At 67.1% G+C, this 15,590-nt stretch carries 15 protein-coding genes; 2 read left to right on the top strand and 13 right to left on the bottom strand.

The annotated features are described in order from the left end of the window. Positions 1 to 101 precede the first annotated feature (101 nt). The 5 genes from C5F48_RS09920 to coxB all read right to left on the bottom strand — a co-directional run bounded on the left by C5F48_RS09920 (position 102) and on the right by coxB (position 3,700). Positions 102 to 902 carry a cytochrome c oxidase subunit 3 gene (locus C5F48_RS09920; protein WP_107663751.1) on the bottom strand — a complete coding sequence of 267 codons (801 nt, stop codon included), beginning with the start codon at positions 900 to 902 and terminating at the stop codon, positions 102 to 104. Between the two features lie 65 nt (positions 903 to 967). Further along, positions 968 to 1,546, bottom strand: coding sequence for a cytochrome c oxidase assembly protein (locus C5F48_RS09925; RefSeq protein WP_107663752.1), 579 nt, complete (start codon positions 1,544 to 1,546; stop codon positions 968 to 970). Beyond that, positions 1,543 to 1,746 carry a cytochrome c oxidase system small membrane protein gene (locus C5F48_RS09930; RefSeq protein ID WP_107663753.1) on the bottom strand — a complete coding sequence of 68 codons (204 nt, stop codon included), beginning with the start codon at positions 1,744 to 1,746 and terminating at the stop codon, positions 1,543 to 1,545. The genes C5F48_RS09925 and C5F48_RS09930 overlap by 4 nt, the downstream gene beginning before the upstream one ends. Position 1,747: 1 nt before the next feature. Beyond that, positions 1,748 to 2,680, bottom strand: coding sequence for a heme o synthase (gene cyoE / locus C5F48_RS09935; RefSeq protein WP_107663754.1), 933 nt, complete (start codon positions 2,678 to 2,680; stop codon positions 1,748 to 1,750). An 84-nt stretch (positions 2,681 to 2,764) separates the two neighbouring features. Continuing rightward, positions 2,765 to 3,700 (bottom strand): cytochrome c oxidase subunit II, encoded by a 936-nt coding sequence (gene coxB / locus C5F48_RS09940; protein ID WP_107663755.1) that lies wholly within the window; start codon positions 3,698 to 3,700, stop codon positions 2,765 to 2,767. 167 nt (positions 3,701 to 3,867) lie between these two features. On the opposite strand from coxB, the gene tldD reads away from it, so the two are divergent. After that, positions 3,868 to 5,289 (top strand): metalloprotease TldD, encoded by a 1,422-nt coding sequence (tldD, locus tag C5F48_RS09945; protein WP_107663756.1) that lies wholly within the window; start codon positions 3,868 to 3,870, stop codon positions 5,287 to 5,289. A gap of 143 nt (positions 5,290 to 5,432) precedes the next feature. On the opposite strand, the gene C5F48_RS09950 is transcribed toward tldD, so the two are convergent. The 7 genes from C5F48_RS09950 to C5F48_RS09980 all read right to left on the bottom strand — a co-directional run bounded on the left by C5F48_RS09950 (position 5,433) and on the right by C5F48_RS09980 (position 14,003). Then, the gene (locus C5F48_RS09950; RefSeq protein WP_107663757.1) at positions 5,433 to 7,757 is read right to left on the bottom strand and encodes a Tex family protein; all 2,325 of its coding nucleotides are present in this window, start codon (positions 7,755 to 7,757) and stop codon (positions 5,433 to 5,435) included. 64 nt (positions 7,758 to 7,821) lie between these two features. After that, on the bottom strand, positions 7,822 to 9,426 hold the full coding sequence (locus C5F48_RS09955) for a GMC family oxidoreductase (RefSeq protein WP_107663758.1): 1,605 nt from the start codon (positions 9,424 to 9,426) through the stop codon (positions 7,822 to 7,824). 2 nt (positions 9,427 to 9,428) lie between these two features. Continuing rightward, the gene (locus tag C5F48_RS09960) at positions 9,429 to 10,421 is read right to left on the bottom strand and encodes a branched-chain amino acid ABC transporter permease (protein ID WP_107663759.1); all 993 of its coding nucleotides are present in this window, start codon (positions 10,419 to 10,421) and stop codon (positions 9,429 to 9,431) included. A 1-nt stretch (position 10,422) separates the two neighbouring features. After that, on the bottom strand, positions 10,423 to 11,310 hold the full coding sequence (locus C5F48_RS09965) for a branched-chain amino acid ABC transporter permease (protein WP_107663760.1): 888 nt from the start codon (positions 11,308 to 11,310) through the stop codon (positions 10,423 to 10,425). A gap of 1 nt (position 11,311) precedes the next feature. Next, positions 11,312 to 12,013: an ABC transporter ATP-binding protein gene (locus tag C5F48_RS09970; RefSeq protein ID WP_107663761.1), complete on the bottom strand. Its 702-nt coding sequence runs from the start codon at positions 12,011 to 12,013 to the stop codon at positions 11,312 to 11,314. After that, the gene (locus tag C5F48_RS09975; RefSeq protein WP_107663762.1) at positions 12,014 to 12,790 is read right to left on the bottom strand and encodes an ABC transporter ATP-binding protein; all 777 of its coding nucleotides are present in this window, start codon (positions 12,788 to 12,790) and stop codon (positions 12,014 to 12,016) included. A gap of 13 nt (positions 12,791 to 12,803) precedes the next feature. Beyond that, the gene (locus C5F48_RS09980; protein ID WP_107663763.1) at positions 12,804 to 14,003 is read right to left on the bottom strand and encodes an ABC transporter substrate-binding protein; all 1,200 of its coding nucleotides are present in this window, start codon (positions 14,001 to 14,003) and stop codon (positions 12,804 to 12,806) included. Between the two features lie 213 nt (positions 14,004 to 14,216). On the opposite strand from C5F48_RS09980, the gene C5F48_RS09985 reads away from it, so the two are divergent. Next, a complete protein-coding gene (locus tag C5F48_RS09985) occupies positions 14,217 to 15,122 on the top strand; it encodes a LysR family transcriptional regulator (protein ID WP_107663764.1) in 906 nt (301 codons plus the stop codon). Positions 15,123 to 15,125: 3 nt separating this feature from the next. Here C5F48_RS09985 and C5F48_RS09990 read toward each other — a convergent pair whose 3' ends face one another. Continuing rightward, a complete protein-coding gene (locus C5F48_RS09990) occupies positions 15,126 to 15,305 on the bottom strand; it encodes a hypothetical protein (protein WP_107663765.1) in 180 nt (59 codons plus the stop codon). Positions 15,306 to 15,590: the final 285 nt, after the last annotated feature.

Below are 15,590 nucleotides of genomic sequence, written 5' to 3' on the forward strand. Positions count from 1 at the left end.
GCGCCGGAGCGGCACGCGCTTGATAGTCCCCTGAGCAGCGGCGGTCCAGACTCGCCGTGGCGGATCTCCGGGTGGCGCGCGCCTCCCGGAGAGATCCGGCGTTACTGGCCCCAGACGTAGATCGAGGCGAAGAGGAACAGCCAGACCACGTCGACGAAGTGCCAGTACCAAGCCGCGGCCTCGAAGCCGATGTGCTTCTCGGGGCTGAAGTGGCCCTTGTAGACCCGGATCAGGCAGACGGCGAGGAAGATGGTGCCGATCACGACGTGGAAGCCGTGGAAGCCGGTCGCCATGAAGAAGTTCGCGCCGTAGATGTTGCCGGCGAAGCCGAAGGCGGCGTGGCTGTATTCATAGGCCTGGAAGAAGGTGAAGATCACGCCGAGGCCGATGGCCAGCATGAGCCCGTGCTTGAGGTCCTTGCGGTTGTTCTCGTGCACCAGCGCATGGTGCGCCCAGGTGGCGGCGGCGCCCGAGCAGAGCAGGATCAGCGTGTTGATCAGCGGCAGGTGCCAGGGGTCGAAGGTGGCGATGCCTTCCGGCGGGAAGACCCCGTCGATGCGCGGGCTGTCCGGACCCATCGGGTAGAGCGCGTGCTTGAAGAAGCTCCAGAACCAGGCGGCGAAGAACATCACTTCCGACATGATAAACATGATGAAGCCGTAGCGCAGGCCGATCCGCACCACCGGGGTGTGGTCGCCGACGAGGCTTTCGGTGATGACGTCGGACCACCAAGCATACATGACGTAGAGCACGATCGCGAAGCCGATCAGCCCCAGCCACGGCCCGGAGCCATGCATCCACAGCACCGCGCCGTAAAACATGATGAAAGCCCCGAGCGCGCCGAGGAACGGCCAGATCGACGGCGGCAGGATATGGTAATCGTGGTTCTTGGCGTGGGCCATGGTCCGTTCCCTCGGTTCTTGGCGGTGTTTGGGCCTGTGGTCTTGTCTTGCTGCGCCGGTCCGGCTCAGTTCACATCGGCGTCGGAAGGCGTCTCGAGCGCCGCCTGTTCGGCGGGCAACTCGGTCTCGTGGAAGGTGTAGGACAGGGTGATGTGCTTCACGTACTTGCCCTCGCGGTCGTTGACGATCGCCGGGTCGACATAGAAGGTCACCGGCATCTGCACCCGTTCGCCGGGTTGCAGCACCTGCTGGGTGAAGCAGAAGCAGTCGATCTTGGTGAAGAAGCCGCCGGCGGTATCGGGCGACACGTTGTAGCTGGCGGTGCCGGCCACCACGCGGTCGGTAGGATTGTAGGCCTCGTAGAAGGCCAGCCCGGTCTCGCCGATCTTCAGCTCCATCTCGCGCACCACGGGCTTGAACTCCCAGGGCATCCCGGCTTCACGTGAACCGTCGAAGCGGATGGTCATGGTCCGGTCGAGCACGGTGTCGGGCGCCGCGGCGGCGACGGCGGTGGTGCCGCCATAGCCGGTCACCCGGCAGAACCAGTCGTAGAACGGCACGGCGGCGAAGGACAGCGACAGCATGACGGCGGCGACGCCAGCCAATTGTGCGGCGGTCTTCTGCTGCGGCGAGAGCCGGCTCATTGCCCGCCCTCCCCCGCCGCGTCGGCCGGCAGCATCTCGGGACGCACCACATGGTCGAAGGCCTGCATCTGGCCGACCTGCATCACCTTCACCATGGTCAGGCCGAAGACCAGCACGATGAAGGCAACCAGCGTCAGCCCCAGCCCGACATTGCGCGAGAAGCGCCGCTTGTAGATCTCGTGTTGCGCGGGAAATGCCATGTCACCAGCCTCCGATCCCATAGGGTTTCAGCGCCGCTTCGGCGAGGATCGCGCCGAAATGCAGGAAGAGATAGTAGAGCGAGAAGCGGAACACCTTCTTCTCGACAGCATAGTTGTCGGCCTCGGCCTGGGTCTCGTCGCGCCGCCAGATCTGCCAGGCGCCGCGCAAGAAGATCGCGTTCAGGAACACCGCTGTGGTCAGATAGATCGGCCCGCCGATCCCGGTGAAGGCCCCGCCGATGGCGACGGGGACCAGCAGCAGAGTGTAGACCAGCACATGCTTGCGGGTCGACTTGCGGCCGTGGGTCACGGTCAGCATCGGCACGCCGGCGTTGGAATAGTCTTCCTTCATGAACAGCGCCAGCGCCCAGAAGTGCGGCGGGGTCCACATGAAGATCAGCGCGAACATGAAGGCGGATTCGATCGAGACGCTGCCGGTCGCCACCGCCCAGCCGATCATCGGGGGGAAGGCGCCCGCAGCGCCGCCGATGACGATGTTCTGCGGCGTCGAGCGCTTCAGCCACATCGAATAGACCACGGCGTAGAAGAAGATGGTGAAGGCCAAGAGCCCAGCGGCGAGCATGTTGGTCGCCAGCCCCAGCATCACCACGGCGATGCCCGACAGCGCAAGCCCCAGCCCGAGCGCCTCGCCCGGCTGCACCCGGCCCGAGGGCACCGGCCGCTTCATGGTGCGGCGCATCACGGCGTCGATGTCGGCGTCCCACCACATGTTCAGCGCGCCCGAGGCCCCTGCCCCCAGCGCGATGAACAGGATGCCGGCCAGCGCCACCACCGGATGCACCGAAACCGGCGCGGCCAGGATGCCGACGAAGGCGGTGAACACCACCAGCGACATCACCCGCGGCTTCAGCAGGGCCACATAATCGCCGAAACCGGCCTCGTTGGGCTGCTCGAAGGCGTTGATGTCGGTCATTCACTCAGTCTCCTCGTCAAGCACAACAGGCCGGGCGCGCCTGCAACCGCAGGGCGGCCCGGATGTTCCTGCCGGCTCCGTCGTTTATTCGACCACCGGGGTGGCCGTCGGCAGCGCCGACAGTTCGGTCGTGGCCGTCAGCTCGTAGTTGCCGGCCTTTGCCTGCTCCAGCCACTGGGCATAGGCGGCCTCGGACACGACCTTCACGGTGATCGGCATGTAGGCATGGGCCAGGCCGCAGAGCTCCGAGCACTGGCCGAAGTAGACGCCCTCGCGGTCGGCGCTGAACCACAGTTCCGCCAGGCGGCCGGGCACACCGTCCTGCTTCACGCCGAAGGCCGGGATGGTCCAGGAGTGGATCACGTCGGCGCCGGTGACCTGCACCACGATGGTCTTGCCGACCGGCACGACCATGGCGGTGTCGGTCGCCAGCAGGAACTCGTCGCGGCTGTAGCCCGCCTCGACCAGCTGCTGCTCGACCTCGGGGGTCAGGCGGTTGTCGCCGCCGGTGGCCGGAGCACCGATCATGTAGCTCTCGAAGGCGACGGTGTTGCCGTCGGCGTCGGCCTCGTCGACATATTCATAGCCCCAGTACCACTGGTAGCCGGTCGCCTTGATGGTGACGTCGGCGGTCGGGATCTCCTGCTGGCGGAACAGCACCGGCAGCGAGAAGGCCCCGATGACCACCAGGATCACGATCGGCACCACTGTCCAGGCGATCTCCAGCGGCGAGTTGTGGGTGAACTTGGCCGGAACCTTGTTGCGCTTCTCGTGGAAGCGCCAGGCGGAGTAGAGCAGCAGGAGGGTCACGAAGATGGTGATGATCGTGATGATGATCAGCAGGAAGTTGTCCAGCCCGTGCAGCTCGCGCGCCAAGAGGGTGGCGCCGGGCTGGAAGCCCATCTCGCCATCCACCGGACGCCCGACGATCTCCAGCGACTGCTGCGCGAATGCGGCGCCGCCGGACAAGAGGGCAGCTGCCGAGAGGGCAAGGCCGGAGAAAGAGGTGAGTATCCGCATGTCCAATTCCCGTACGAAGGCGCAGCTTTTCCGCCGCTTGTCCGACTGCCCGGCGCATCGGGCAGAATCCCGTTGTTTCTGGAGACCCTGAAACCATATTAGAGCGAGATCGACAAGCAGAACAGTGCGTCATCCGCGCGCATTTGATCCACATCAAGGACGTACTCATGGCCGATTCCCCCTTCCGCCCCTTCGAGACCCACCTCGACGAGGCGAGCGCGCTGTCGATTCTGCGGGCGGCGACCGACGGCGCCGAGGATGGCGAGCTGTTCCTCGAGCGCCGGCATTCCGAGGCGCTGGTGCTGGACGACGGCCGGGTGAAGACCGCCAGCTACGACGCCTCCGAGGGCTTCGGCCTGCGCGCGGTGAAGGGCGAGGTGGCGGGCTACGCCCATTCGACCGAGATCTCGGAACGCGCGCTGCGCCGGGCCGCCGAGACCGCGCGGCTCGCCGTGGGCGATGGCGGCGGCACGCTGGCCGATGCGCCATCGGGCACCAACCAGCGGCTCTACACCGACGCCGACCCGATCGCCGATGCGGGCTTCGCCGCCAAGATCGACATCCTGCGCGAGATCGACGCCTATGCCCGCGCGCTCGACCCGCGGGTGATCCAGGTCTCGGCCACGCTCTCGGCCGGCCTGCAGCAGGTCGAGATCCTGCGCCCCGAGGGCCTGCGGCTGACCGACATCCGGCCGATGGCACGGCTGAACATCTCGGTCATCGTCGAGAAGGACGGGCGGCGCGAGTCCGGCGGCATGGGCGGCGGCGGGCGCTACGGCCTCGCCCGGCTGATCGAGCCTTCGCATTGGCAGGGCGTCGCCCGCGAGGCTCTGCGCATCGCGCTGGTGAACCTCGAGGCGGTCCCCGCCCCGGCCGGCACGATGGATGTGGTGCTGGGCGCCGGCTGGCCGGGCATCCTGTTGCACGAGGCCATCGGCCACGGGCTGGAGGGCGACTTCAACCGCAAGCAGACCTCGGCCTTCGCCGGGCTGATGGGCCAGCAGATCGCGGCGCGCGGCGTCACCGTGCTCGACGACGGCACGATCCCCGACCGCCGCGGTTCGATCTCGGTCGATGACGAGGGCACGCCCTCGGGCAAGAACGTGCTGATCGAGGACGGCATCCTCGTCGGCTACATGCAGGACCGGCAGAACGCCCGGCTGATGGGGGTGAAGCCCACCGGCAACGGGCGGCGCGAGAGCCATGCGCATATCCCGATGCCGCGGATGACCAACACCTACATGCTCGGCGGCGATGCCGAACCGTCGGAGATCGTCGCCTCGCTGAAGGACGGCATCTATGCGGTGGGCTTCGGCGGCGGTCAGGTCGACATCACCAACGGCAAGTTCGTCTTCTCCTGCACCGAGGCCTACCGGGTGCAGAACGGCAGGATCGGCGCCCCGGTCAAGGGCGCCACGCTGATCGGCGACGGCGCGACGGCGCTGAAGCAGATCCGCGCGATCGGCAACGACATGGCGCTCGACCCGGGCATCGGCAATTGCGGCAAGCAGGGCCAATGGGTGCCGGTGGGCGTGGGCCAGCCGACCCTGCTGATCGGCGGTCTCACCGTGGGCGGCAGCGCGACCTGATCCCGCGCCGCTTCCCGGCCCGGCGCCCCCTCCCCCCATTTTCTGTCCGAAAATATCCTCGGGGGTGAGCCGCGCAGCGGCGAGGGGGCAGACAGCCCCCTCCCTTCGCCCGCCACAGGCGCGCCGCCCGTCAGTCGCGCCAATCAGTCCCGCTTGAACGCCCCGCGCAGCGCGTCGCTGAAGGCATTGCCCGAAGACGCGCCCTGCGGCGCCGCGGATTTCGGCAGGGGCTTCGCCCCCCGCTGCGGCGCCGGCCCGCGCGGCCCACGTTCGGCCACCGCCTCGCGCGCCTCGGCGCTGTCCTTCTTCATCGTCAGGGCGATGCGCTTGCGGGGCACATCGACCTCGACCACCCGCACCTTCACCACGTCGCCTGCCTTCACCACCTCATGCGGGTCCTTCACGAAGCGGTCGGCCAGCTGGCTCACATGCACCAGCCCGTCCTGATGCACGCCGATGTCCACGAAGGCGCCGAAGGCCGCGACGTTGGTCACCGTGCCTTCCAGCATCATCCCCGGCTTCAGATCCTTGATGTCCTCCACCCCGTCGGTGAAGGTCGCGGTCTTGAACGAGGGGCGCGGGTCGCGGCCCGGCTTTTCCAGCTCCGCCAGGATGTCCTTCACCGTCGGCAGGCCGAAGCGCTCGTCGGTGAAGTCCGAGGGGTCCAGCGCCCGCAGCCGCGAGGGCTCGGCGGTCAGGCTGCGCAGGTCGCGCCCGCAGGCCGCCACGATCCGCCGCGCCACGTCATAGGCCTCGGGGTGGACCGAGGAGGCGTCGAGCGGCTCCTTGCCATCCGGGATGCGCAGGAAGCCCGCCGCCTGCTCGAAGGCGCGCGGGCCAAGCCGCGCGACCTTCAGGAGATCGCGACGCTTGGCGAAGGGGCCGTTGGAGTCGCGATGCGCCACGATGGCCTCGGCCAGCGTCGGGCCGACGCCCGAGACCCGCGCCAGCAGCGGCGCCGAGGCGGTGTTGAGATCCACCCCCACCGCGTTCACCGCATCCTCCACCACCGCCTCCAGCGAACGACCGAGGCGGTGCTGGTCCACGTCATGCTGATACTGGCCGACGCCGATCGACTTCGGCTCGATCTTCACCAGCTCGGCCAGCGGGTCTTGCAGGCGGCGGGCGATGGAGACCGCGCCGCGCAGCGAGACGTCGAGGGTGGGGAACTCGGTCGCCGCCAGCTGGCTCGCGGAATAGACCGAGGCCCCCGCCTCCGAGACGATGACCTTCACCGGCTTCGGCGCGTCGCCCGGCAGCACGGCCAGCATGTCGGAGACCATCTTTTCCGTCTCGCGGCTGGCGGTGCCGTTGCCGATGGCGATCAGCGCCACGCCATGCTTGCGGATCAGCTGCGCCATCTCCACCTGCGCGCCGCGCAGGTCGTTCTTGGGCTGGAACGGGTAGATGGTCGAGGTGGCGAGCAGCTTGCCGGTCCCGTCCACCACCGCGATCTTGCAGCCGGTGCGGATGCCTGGGTCGATGCCCATAGTCGCCTTGCCGCCCGCCGGCGCCGCCAGCAGCAGGTCCTTGAGGTTGCGCGCGAAGACCTGGATCGCTTCGGCCTCCGCCCGCTCGCGCAGCTCGCCCATCAGGTCGAGCGTCAGCGAGGTGCGCAGCTTCACCCGCCAGGCCCAGCTTGCCGCCTCGCGCAGCCACTGGTCGCCCGGCCCCTTGCCGCCTGCCTGCAGCGCCGCCCCCGCCATGCGCTCCGCCGGGCTGTCGCCACGGGCCGCGTCGGCGTCCACCTCCAGATCGAGCGTCAGGAACCCTTCGTTCCGCCCGCGCAGCATGGCGAGCACCCGATGGCCCGCCGCTTTCGACCAGTCCTCGGAATGGGCGAAATAGTCGGAGAACTTGGCGCCCTCGGCCTCCTTGCCCTCCACCACCTTCGCGGCGACCCGGCCGACCGATTTCATGTGGCTGCGCAGCCGCCCGAGCAGATCGGCGTTCTCGGCCAGCCCCTCCGCCACGATGTCGCGCGCGCCCTCCAGCGCCGCCTTCACATCCGGCACCGCCTCGGTGACGAAACCTGCCGCCAGCTCGGCGGGCGTTTTGCTGCGGTCGGCCATAATCGCCTCGGCCAGCGGGCCCAGCCCGTTCTCGCGGGCGATCATCGCCTTGGTGCGGCGCTTCACCTTGTAGGGCAGATAGATGTCCTCGAGCTCGGCCTTGGTCACCACCTTGGCGATCGAGGCTTCCAGCTCCGGCGTCAGCTTGCCCTGATCGCAGATCGAGCCGAGGATGGCGACCCGCCGCGCTTCCAGTTCGCGCAGATAGGCCAGCCGCTCCGACAGCGTGCGCAGCTGCGTGTCGTCCAGCCCCCCGGTCGCCTCCTTGCGGTAGCGCGCGACGAAGGGCACCGTGGCCCCGCCGTCGAGCAGGTCGATGGCGGCGGCCACCTGATCGGGGCGGGCGGCGATCTCAGTAGCGATGAGGGCGGGAATCCGGCGAAGGGCGTCAGTCATGGAGGATCCGGTCACTGGGGAAACGAGCGCGGACCATAGCCCTCCGCCCCCCGGAGGGGAAGTCTCAGGTCAGCGCCTTCGCATCGGCCAGGATCATCTCCGCCGCCTTCTCGGCGATCATCACGGTGGGCGAGTTGGTGTTGCCCGAGGTGATCGTCGGCATGATCGAGGCATCCGCGATCCGGAGCCGCCCCAGCGCACGGAAGCGCAGCCGCGGGTCCACCACGCTGGCCTCGTCCGCGCCCATGCGGCAGGTGCCGACCGGGTGGAAGATCGTCGTGCCGATCTCCCCCGCCGCCCGCACCAGATCCTCGCGGCTCTGCAGGGCGGCGCCGGGGCGGTATTCCTCGGGGCGGAAGCGGGCGAAGGCGGGCTGCGCCGCGATCTCGCGCGTCAGCCGGATCGAGCGCACGGCCACCTCGCGGTCGCTCTCGGTCGAAAGGTAGTTCGGCGCGATGGCGGGCTGCTGCATCGGATCGGCGCTGGTCAGATGCACCGAACCGCGGCTGTCGGGCCGCAGGTTGCAGACCGAGGCGGTCATCGCCGGGAACGGGTGCACCTTGTCGCCGAACTTGTCGAGCGAGACCGGCTGGACGTGATACTCCAGATCCGCCGTCTCCTTCTCGGGCCCCGAGCGGGTGAAGATGCCGACCTGACTGGGCGCCATCGACATCGGCCCCTTGCGCGAGAGAAGATATTCCGCACCGATGCTGGCCTTGCCGAACAGGCTCGAGGCCTTCTCGTTCAGCGTCGGCACGCCATGCACCTTGTAGACCAGCCGCAGCTGCAGATGGTCCTGCAGGTTCTCTCCCACCCCGGCCACCTCCTTGACCGGCGCGATGCCCGCCGCCGACAGCACATCGCCGCGCCCGATCCCCGACAGCTCAAGGATATGCGGCGAGCCGATCGCGCCGGCGCTCAGCACCGTCTCGCGGGTGGCGCGGGCCTCTTTCAGCTCGCCGCCGTGGCGGAAGCTGACCCCGGTCACCTCGCCGTCCTCGACCACCAGCCGCTGCACCTGCGCATGGGTCAGCACCCGCAGGTTCGGTCGCTTCATCGCCGGGCGCAGGAAGGCCTTCGAGGTGTTCCAGCGGATGCCCGAGCGCTGGTTCACGTCGAAATAGCCACCGCCCTCGTTGTCGCCGGTGTTGAAATCCTCGACCCGCGGGATGCCCGCCTGCTCCGCCGCCTCGAGGAAGGCATCAAGCACCGCCCAGCGGATGCGGGCCTTTTCCACCCGCCATTCGCCGCCGGTGCCGTGATGCTCGCCCACGCCGCGGTAATGGTCGAGCTGGCGGCGGAACACCGGCACCACGTCGTCCCAGCCCCAGCCGGTGCAGCCCAGCTGCCGCCACTGGTCGTAGTCGCGCGACTGGCCGCGCATGTAGATCATGCCGTTGATCGAGGAACAGCCGCCCAGCACCTTGCCGCGCGGATAGTTCAGCACCCGCCCGTTCAGCCCCGGCTCGGGCGCGGTGGTGAAGCACCAGTCGGTGCGTGGGTTGTTGATGCAGTAGAGATATCCCACCGGGATATGCACCCAATGGTAGTTGTCGCTGCCCCCCGCCTCCAGCAGCAGGACGCGGGTCTTCGGATCGGCCGACAGCCGGTTGGCCAGCACGCAACCGGCGCTGCCCGCGCCGATCACGATGTAGTCGTAGCAGTCCATGCTCATTTCTCCGGATTGAAGCCCAGCGAGCGGCCGATGCGCGAGGCGTAGAACTCGCCCACCAGACCGCGGCGGAACAGGAGCACGCAGGCCATGAACACCACGCCGGTGATGATCGTCACCGGGAAGTCCGAGGTGGCGAGGTAGTTTTGCAGCGTGACCACGATGCCCGCGCCGAAGACCGGGCCGATCAGCGTGCCGATGCCGCCCAAGAGCGTCATCAGGATCACCTCGCCCGACATCTGCCAGGTCACGTCGGTCAGCGTGGCGAACTGGAACACCAGCGCCTTCAGCCCGCCGGCCATGCCGGTCAGCGTCGCCGACATCACGAAGGCCGCCAGCTTGTAGCGCGCCACCGAATAGCCGAGCGAGATCGCCCGGTTCTCGTTCTCGCGGATCGACTTCAGGATCATGCCGAAAGGCGAGTTCACGATGCGCCAGATCAGCGCCATGCCGATCAGGAAGACCGCCAGCACGAAGAAATACATGTTGGTGGTGTCGGAGAGGTTGATGAAGCCGAAGAGATGTCCGCGCGGGATCGATTGCAGCCCGTCCTCGCCATGGGTGAAGCTGGACTGCACGCAGAAGAAGAAGAACATCTGGCTCAGCGCCAGCGTGATCATGGCGAAATAGATCCCCTGCCGCCGGATGGCGATCAGCCCCATGACGAGACCCAGCACGGCGGCGCCTGCCATCCCCAAGAGGATGCCGAGTTCCGGCGGGAAGCCCCAGACCTTCACCGCATGGCCGGTGAAATAGGCCGCGCCGCCGAAGAAGGCCGCGTGGCCGAAGGACAGCAGGCCGGTGTAGCCGAGGAGCAGGTTGAAGGCCGCCGCGAAGAGCGCGAAACACAGAAGCTTCATCAGGAAGATCGGGTAAAGGAAGAACGGCGCCGCCAGCAGCAGCGCCAGCAGGGTCAGCAGGAGGCCGGTCTTCAGCGCCGAGGCCTGCGGATGGGCGGCCCGCGCCTCGGTGTTGGTGTGTCCATGCGCCATGTCAGACATCCTTTCCGAACAGACCCGCCGGGCGCAGGATCAGCACGATCGCCATGATGACGAAAACCACGATGTTGGAGGCCTCGGGGTAGAAGACCTTGGTCAGCCCCTCGGCGATCCCCAGAAGATAGCCGGTGACGATGGCCCCGAGGATCGACCCCATGCCGCCGATCACCACCACGGCAAAGACGATGATGATCAGGTTCGACCCCATCAGCGGCGAGACCTGATAGACCGGCGCCGCCAGCACCCCGGCAAAGCCCGCCAGCCCGGCGCCCAGCCCGTAGGTCAGGGTCAGCAGCAAAGGCACGTTCACGCCGAAGCTCTGCACCAGCGTCGGGTTCTCGGTCGCCGCCCGCAGATAGGCGCCGAGCTTGGTCTTCTCGATCAGGAGCCAGATGCCGAGACAGACCACCAGCGAGGCCACCACCACCCAGCCGCGATAGACCGGCAGGAACATGAAGCCGAGGTTCACCCCGCCGCCCAGCGAGGGCGGCGCGGCATAGGGCGAGCCCGAGGCGCCGAAGAAGTAGCGGAAGGTGCCCTCGATGGTCAGCGCGAGGCCGAAGGTGAAGAGAAGCCCATAGAGCGGGTCCAGGCTGTAGAGCCGCGACAGCATCGTCCGCTCGATCACCGCGCCGAAGAGACCGACGATCAGCGGGGCGAGGATCAGCGCCGGCCAGTAGCCGATGCCGCCATGGGTGGCCAGCAGCAGCGCCACGAAGGCGCCCAGCATGTATTGCGCGCCATGGGCGAAGTTGATGACCCGCAGCAGACCGAAGATCACCGCGAGGCCGAGCGACAGCAGCGCATAGAACGACCCGTTGATCAGGCCGACCAGCAGTTGCCCCATCAGCGCCTGGACGGGGATGCCGAATATCATCGTCATGTCAGACCCCCAGAACCGTGTTGAGCATATCCATCCGCTGCGGCAGCTCGCCCACCGGGAATTCCGCGACCATCTCGCCGTGGTCCATCAGGTAGAAGCGGTCGGCCACCTTGGAGGCGAAGCGGAAGTTCTGCTCCACCAGCACCACGGTCATGCCGCGCTTCTTCAGCTCCACCAGCACCTCGCCGATCCGCTGGATGATGACCGGGGCCAGCCCCTCGGTCGGCTCGTCGAGCAAGAGGCACTTCGCCCCGGTGCGCAGGATTCGCGCCATGGCCAGCATCTGCTGCTCGCCGCCCGACAGCTTGGTGCCGGGGCTGGAGCGGCGCTCCTCGAGGTTCGGGAACAGCGTGTAAATCTCGCGCACCGTCATGCCGCCCGGCGCGACCACCGGCGGCAGCATCAGGTTCTCCTCCACCGTCAGCGTGGCGAAGATCCCCCGCTCTTCCGGCACGAAACCGAGGCCCGCCTTCGCCGTCTTGTGCAAGGGCACGTTCATCATGTCCTGCCCGGCGAAGCTGATCTGCCCCGTCCGCTTGCGCAGGATGCCCATGATGCTGCGCAGCGTCGTGGTCTTGCCCATGCCGTTGCGGCCGAGGATGCAGATCATCTCGCCTTCGTTGACATGCAGATCAACGCCATGCAGCACATGGCTTTCCCCATACCAGGCCTGAAGCCCGGCCACGTTCAGAAGCGGGGCCATCTAGTCCTCCGTTCCCATATAGGCGGTGCGCACCCGGTGGTCCTGACTGACGCTGGCGTAATCGCCTTCGCCGATGATCTCGCCGCGCTGCAGGACGGTGACATGGTGGCAGATGTCGGCGACGACGCTGAGGTTGTGTTCCACCATCAGCACGGCGCGGTGGCGGGCGACCTCGCGGATGATGTCGGCCACCATGCGCACGTCCTCCTGCCCCATCCCGGCCATCGGCTCATCGAGCAGCAGCACTTCGGGATCGAGCGCCAGCGTGGTCGCGATCTCCAGCACGCGCTTGCGGCCGTAGGAGAGATCCGCAGCGCGGGTGTCGCGGTATTCGGTCAGCCCAAGGTCGTCGATCAGCGTCTCGGCCCGCCCGTTCAGCCGGTCCAGCGAGGACAGCGGCAGCCAGAACTGCACGGCGAGCCCCGCCGGCCGCTGCAGCGCCACCTTTACGTTCTCCAGCACCGTCAGATGCGGAAAGACAGCCGAGATCTGGAACGACCGAACCATCCCCATCCGCGCCACCTTGTCGGGCTTGGTGTGGGTGATGTCGGTCCCCAGCAGGGTGATCTTGCCGGTCGTCGGCTGCAGGAACTTGGTCAGCAGGTTGAAGACCGTGGTCTTGCCCGCGCCGTTCGGCCCGATCAGCGCGTGGATCCGGGCGTGATGCACATCGAGGTTGACGTTGCTGACGGCTGCGAAGCCGCCGAAGGTCTTGCCGAGGCCGCGGGCGGTAAGCACCACCCGCGGCTGGCTCTGCGTCTGGGCAGAGGCGGTCATGCTGCGGCCCGGATCAGTTGGTGACCAGCGGGCAACCGCTTTGCGCCGGGTCGAGATAGGCCTGATCGCCGGGGATCGTCGCCTTCACGTTGAAGTAGTCCCAGGGCGTCTCGCTCTCGCCGGGCTTCTTCACTTCCAGCAGGTAGACGTCCGAGATCATCCGCCCGTTGGCCGCGACCTTGCCGTTCCCGGCGAAGATGTCCTCGACCGGAAGCTCGTGCAGCTTGGCCGCAACCGCCTCGGTCTCGTCGCCGCCCGCAGCCTCGATGGCCTTGAGATAGGACATCACCGCCGAATAGGTGCCGGTGTGGACCATGTTCGGCATGACCCCGGTCTTCTCCATGAAGCGGTTGCCGAACTCGGCCGTCTCCGGGGTGCGGTTCCAGTAGAAGCTCTCGGTCAGCGTCAGACCCTGCGCCGCTTCCAGCCCCAGCCCGTGCACTTCGGCCAGCGTGAACAGCAGCGCCGCGAGACGCTGGCCCGACTGGACGATGCCGAATTCCGAGGCCTGCTTGATGGCGTTCTGCGTGTCCATCCCGGCATTGGCCAGACCGATCACCTTGGCCCCCGAGGCCTGCGCCTGCAGCAGGAAGGAGGAGAAATCGGTGGTCGAGAGCGGATGCCGCACGGCCCCCAGCACCGTGCCACCCTTCTCGGTGGCATAGGCCGAGGTTTGCTCTTCCAGCGAATAGCCGAAGGCGTAGTCGGCGGTCAGGAAGAACCACGAATCCCCGCCCTGCTCCACCAGCGCGCCGCCGGTGCCGACGGCCAGCGCATGGGTGTCATAGGCCCAGTGGAAGCCGATGGGCGAGCATTGCGCCCCGGTCAGCTCCGTCGTGGCCGCGCCGGTGGTGATGGTGATCTTGTTGGCTTCCTTCGACAGCGCCTGCACGGCGAGCGCCACGGAAGAGGTGGTCAGCTCCATGATCGCGTCGACCTGTTCGGTATCGTACCACTGGCGCGCGATGTTGGAGGCGATGTCGGCCTTGTTCTGGTGGTCGGCGGTGACGACCTCGATCGGCATGTCCATGACGGTGCCGCCGAAATCCTCCACGGCCATCTGCGCGGCCTCGAAGCTGTACTTGCCGCCGAAGTCGGCATAGACGCCCGACTGGTCGTTCAGGATGCCGATCTTGACCTTGCCGTCGGAGATCTCGGCAAGAGCCGGACCCGCGGTGGCGATGACGGCCGCCGACAGAAGAAGTTTGCGCATGGTTTCCTCCCAGAAATCCCATCAGACCGCATGACCGGACGCGCTCTGCGACAGCAGGGCGGCACGGCTGGGTCTGTTCAAAATTGGTCTTGCCGGTCTCCTCAAACCGGGTCGACGGGTAACGATCATACGGATTCCCTTTTGACACAAGCCTTCGTGTTTAACTAATTTCATACAGGTTCTGTCCATTTTTGGACAGACATGGAGTGACGTATGGTCAATTTCACATGGGACGATCTGCAGTTCTTCCTTGCCGTCGCCCGCACCGGCCAGCTGTCCGGCGCGGCGCGGCAGCTCAGGACGAGCCATGTCACCGTCTCGCGCCGGATCGACCGGCTGGAGGCCTCGCTGAAGCTGCGGCTGTTCGAGCGGCATCCGCGCGGCTACGAGCTGACCGCCTTCGGCCGCCGGCTGATCGAGACGGCGGAGCGGATGGAGGCCGAGACCGAGCGGATGCGGGTCGAACTGCTGGGCGACGGGGCCGACCGCCAGCGCGGCGTCCTGCGCATGGCGGTGCCCGAAGGCTTCGGCAGCTATTTCAGCCGCAACCTGCTGGTGCCCTTCACCCGGCGCTATCCCAACATCGGGCTGGAGCTGATCACCCTGCCGCAGATCATGGCGCTGTCACGCCGCGAGGCCGACATCTCGGTGGTGCTGGACCCGCCGAAAGCCAGCCCCTACCGGTCGGAGAAGATCAGCGACTACAGCCTGCACATCTTCGCCGCGCGCAGTTACCTCGAACGGCATCCGCCGATCCTGACCCGCGACCAGCTGCTGGACCATCCGTTCATCGGCTATATCGAGGAGATGATCTTCTCTCCCGGGCTCGACTATCTGGGAGAGGTGCATCCCGGCATCCGGGCGCGGGTGAAGAGCTCCAGCATCTTCAACCAGCTGGCGGCGACCAAGCTGGGGATGGGGCTCTGCGTGCTGCCGCATTTCATCGCCGGCCGGCGCGAGGACCTGCAGATCGTGCTGCCGGAAGAGGTGGTGTTGCGCCGCAGCTACTGGCTGACGACGCACCGCGACGTCGGCACCACGCCGCGCGAACGCTCGGTCATGGCCTTTTTGCTTGAAGCCGGGCGCGAGCACGCGCCGCAGCTGAACCGGCCCGGCTGACGCTCAGACCGCGCGGAACAGGTGCGGCGCGAAGATCAGCACCATCAGCGCGGCATAGGCCAGACCGAAGACCGCCAGCGCGACTCCCTGCTGCACACGCTTCCGCCGCTCGAAGCCGTTCTGCCAGGTCTGCGTCCCGAGCCTCGGCGTGGCAGCCTCTGCCGACGGCTTCAGGTTGGTCACAGCAGCATTCCTCATCGCAAGCCCCCCGGACTCTCGTCCACTTTCGAATCTTCGAATACTCTATAAGATGACTGTAGTATTCCCGCGCCACGCCTGTCCACCGTTTATTCAACCGTGCCGCGAGGGCGCTTGGCGGGGCAGCGGGACAGAATCAACCTGCGCGTGTCGCCGGTTTTCGAGCCGCCAAAGGCCTTGCAGAAGCCAAATTGGAGAACTTTCAACCTTAAAAACATGTGCCAAAGGGCACACATTGCAGAGGAAATAGACGACTGCCGCGCTTAAGGG

Source organism: Cereibacter changlensis JA139 (assembly GCF_003034985.1).
Lineage (GTDB): Bacteria > Pseudomonadota > Alphaproteobacteria > Rhodobacterales > Rhodobacteraceae > Cereibacter > Cereibacter changlensis.

What these genes read in the sequence shown, in the direction of transcription:
- C5F48_RS09920 (WP_107663751.1), bottom strand. Translation starts at nt 902, where the DNA reads ATGGCCCACGCCAAGAACCACGATTACCATATCCTGCCGCCGTCGATC.
- C5F48_RS09925 (WP_107663752.1), bottom strand. Translation starts at nt 1,546, where the DNA reads ATGAGCCGGCTCTCGCCGCAGCAGAAGACCGCCGCACAATTGGCTGGC.
- C5F48_RS09930 (WP_107663753.1), bottom strand. Translation starts at nt 1,746, where the DNA reads ATGGCATTTCCCGCGCAACACGAGATCTACAAGCGGCGCTTCTCGCGC.
- cyoE (WP_107663754.1), bottom strand. Translation starts at nt 2,680, where the DNA reads ATGACCGACATCAACGCCTTCGAGCAGCCCAACGAGGCCGGTTTCGGC.
- coxB (WP_107663755.1), bottom strand. Translation starts at nt 3,700, where the DNA reads ATGCGGATACTCACCTCTTTCTCCGGCCTTGCCCTCTCGGCAGCTGCC.
- tldD (WP_107663756.1), top strand. Translation starts at nt 3,868, where the DNA reads ATGGCCGATTCCCCCTTCCGCCCCTTCGAGACCCACCTCGACGAGGCG.
- C5F48_RS09950 (WP_107663757.1), bottom strand. Translation starts at nt 7,757, where the DNA reads ATGACTGACGCCCTTCGCCGGATTCCCGCCCTCATCGCTACTGAGATC.
- C5F48_RS09955 (WP_107663758.1), bottom strand. Translation starts at nt 9,426, where the DNA reads ATGGACTGCTACGACTACATCGTGATCGGCGCGGGCAGCGCCGGTTGC.
- C5F48_RS09960 (WP_107663759.1), bottom strand. Translation starts at nt 10,421, where the DNA reads ATGGCGCATGGACACACCAACACCGAGGCGCGGGCCGCCCATCCGCAG.
- C5F48_RS09965 (WP_107663760.1), bottom strand. Translation starts at nt 11,310, where the DNA reads ATGACGATGATATTCGGCATCCCCGTCCAGGCGCTGATGGGGCAACTG.
- C5F48_RS09970 (WP_107663761.1), bottom strand. Translation starts at nt 12,013, where the DNA reads ATGGCCCCGCTTCTGAACGTGGCCGGGCTTCAGGCCTGGTATGGGGAA.
- C5F48_RS09975 (WP_107663762.1), bottom strand. Translation starts at nt 12,790, where the DNA reads ATGACCGCCTCTGCCCAGACGCAGAGCCAGCCGCGGGTGGTGCTTACC.
- C5F48_RS09980 (WP_107663763.1), bottom strand. Translation starts at nt 14,003, where the DNA reads ATGCGCAAACTTCTTCTGTCGGCGGCCGTCATCGCCACCGCGGGTCCG.
- C5F48_RS09985 (WP_107663764.1), top strand. Translation starts at nt 14,217, where the DNA reads ATGGTCAATTTCACATGGGACGATCTGCAGTTCTTCCTTGCCGTCGCC.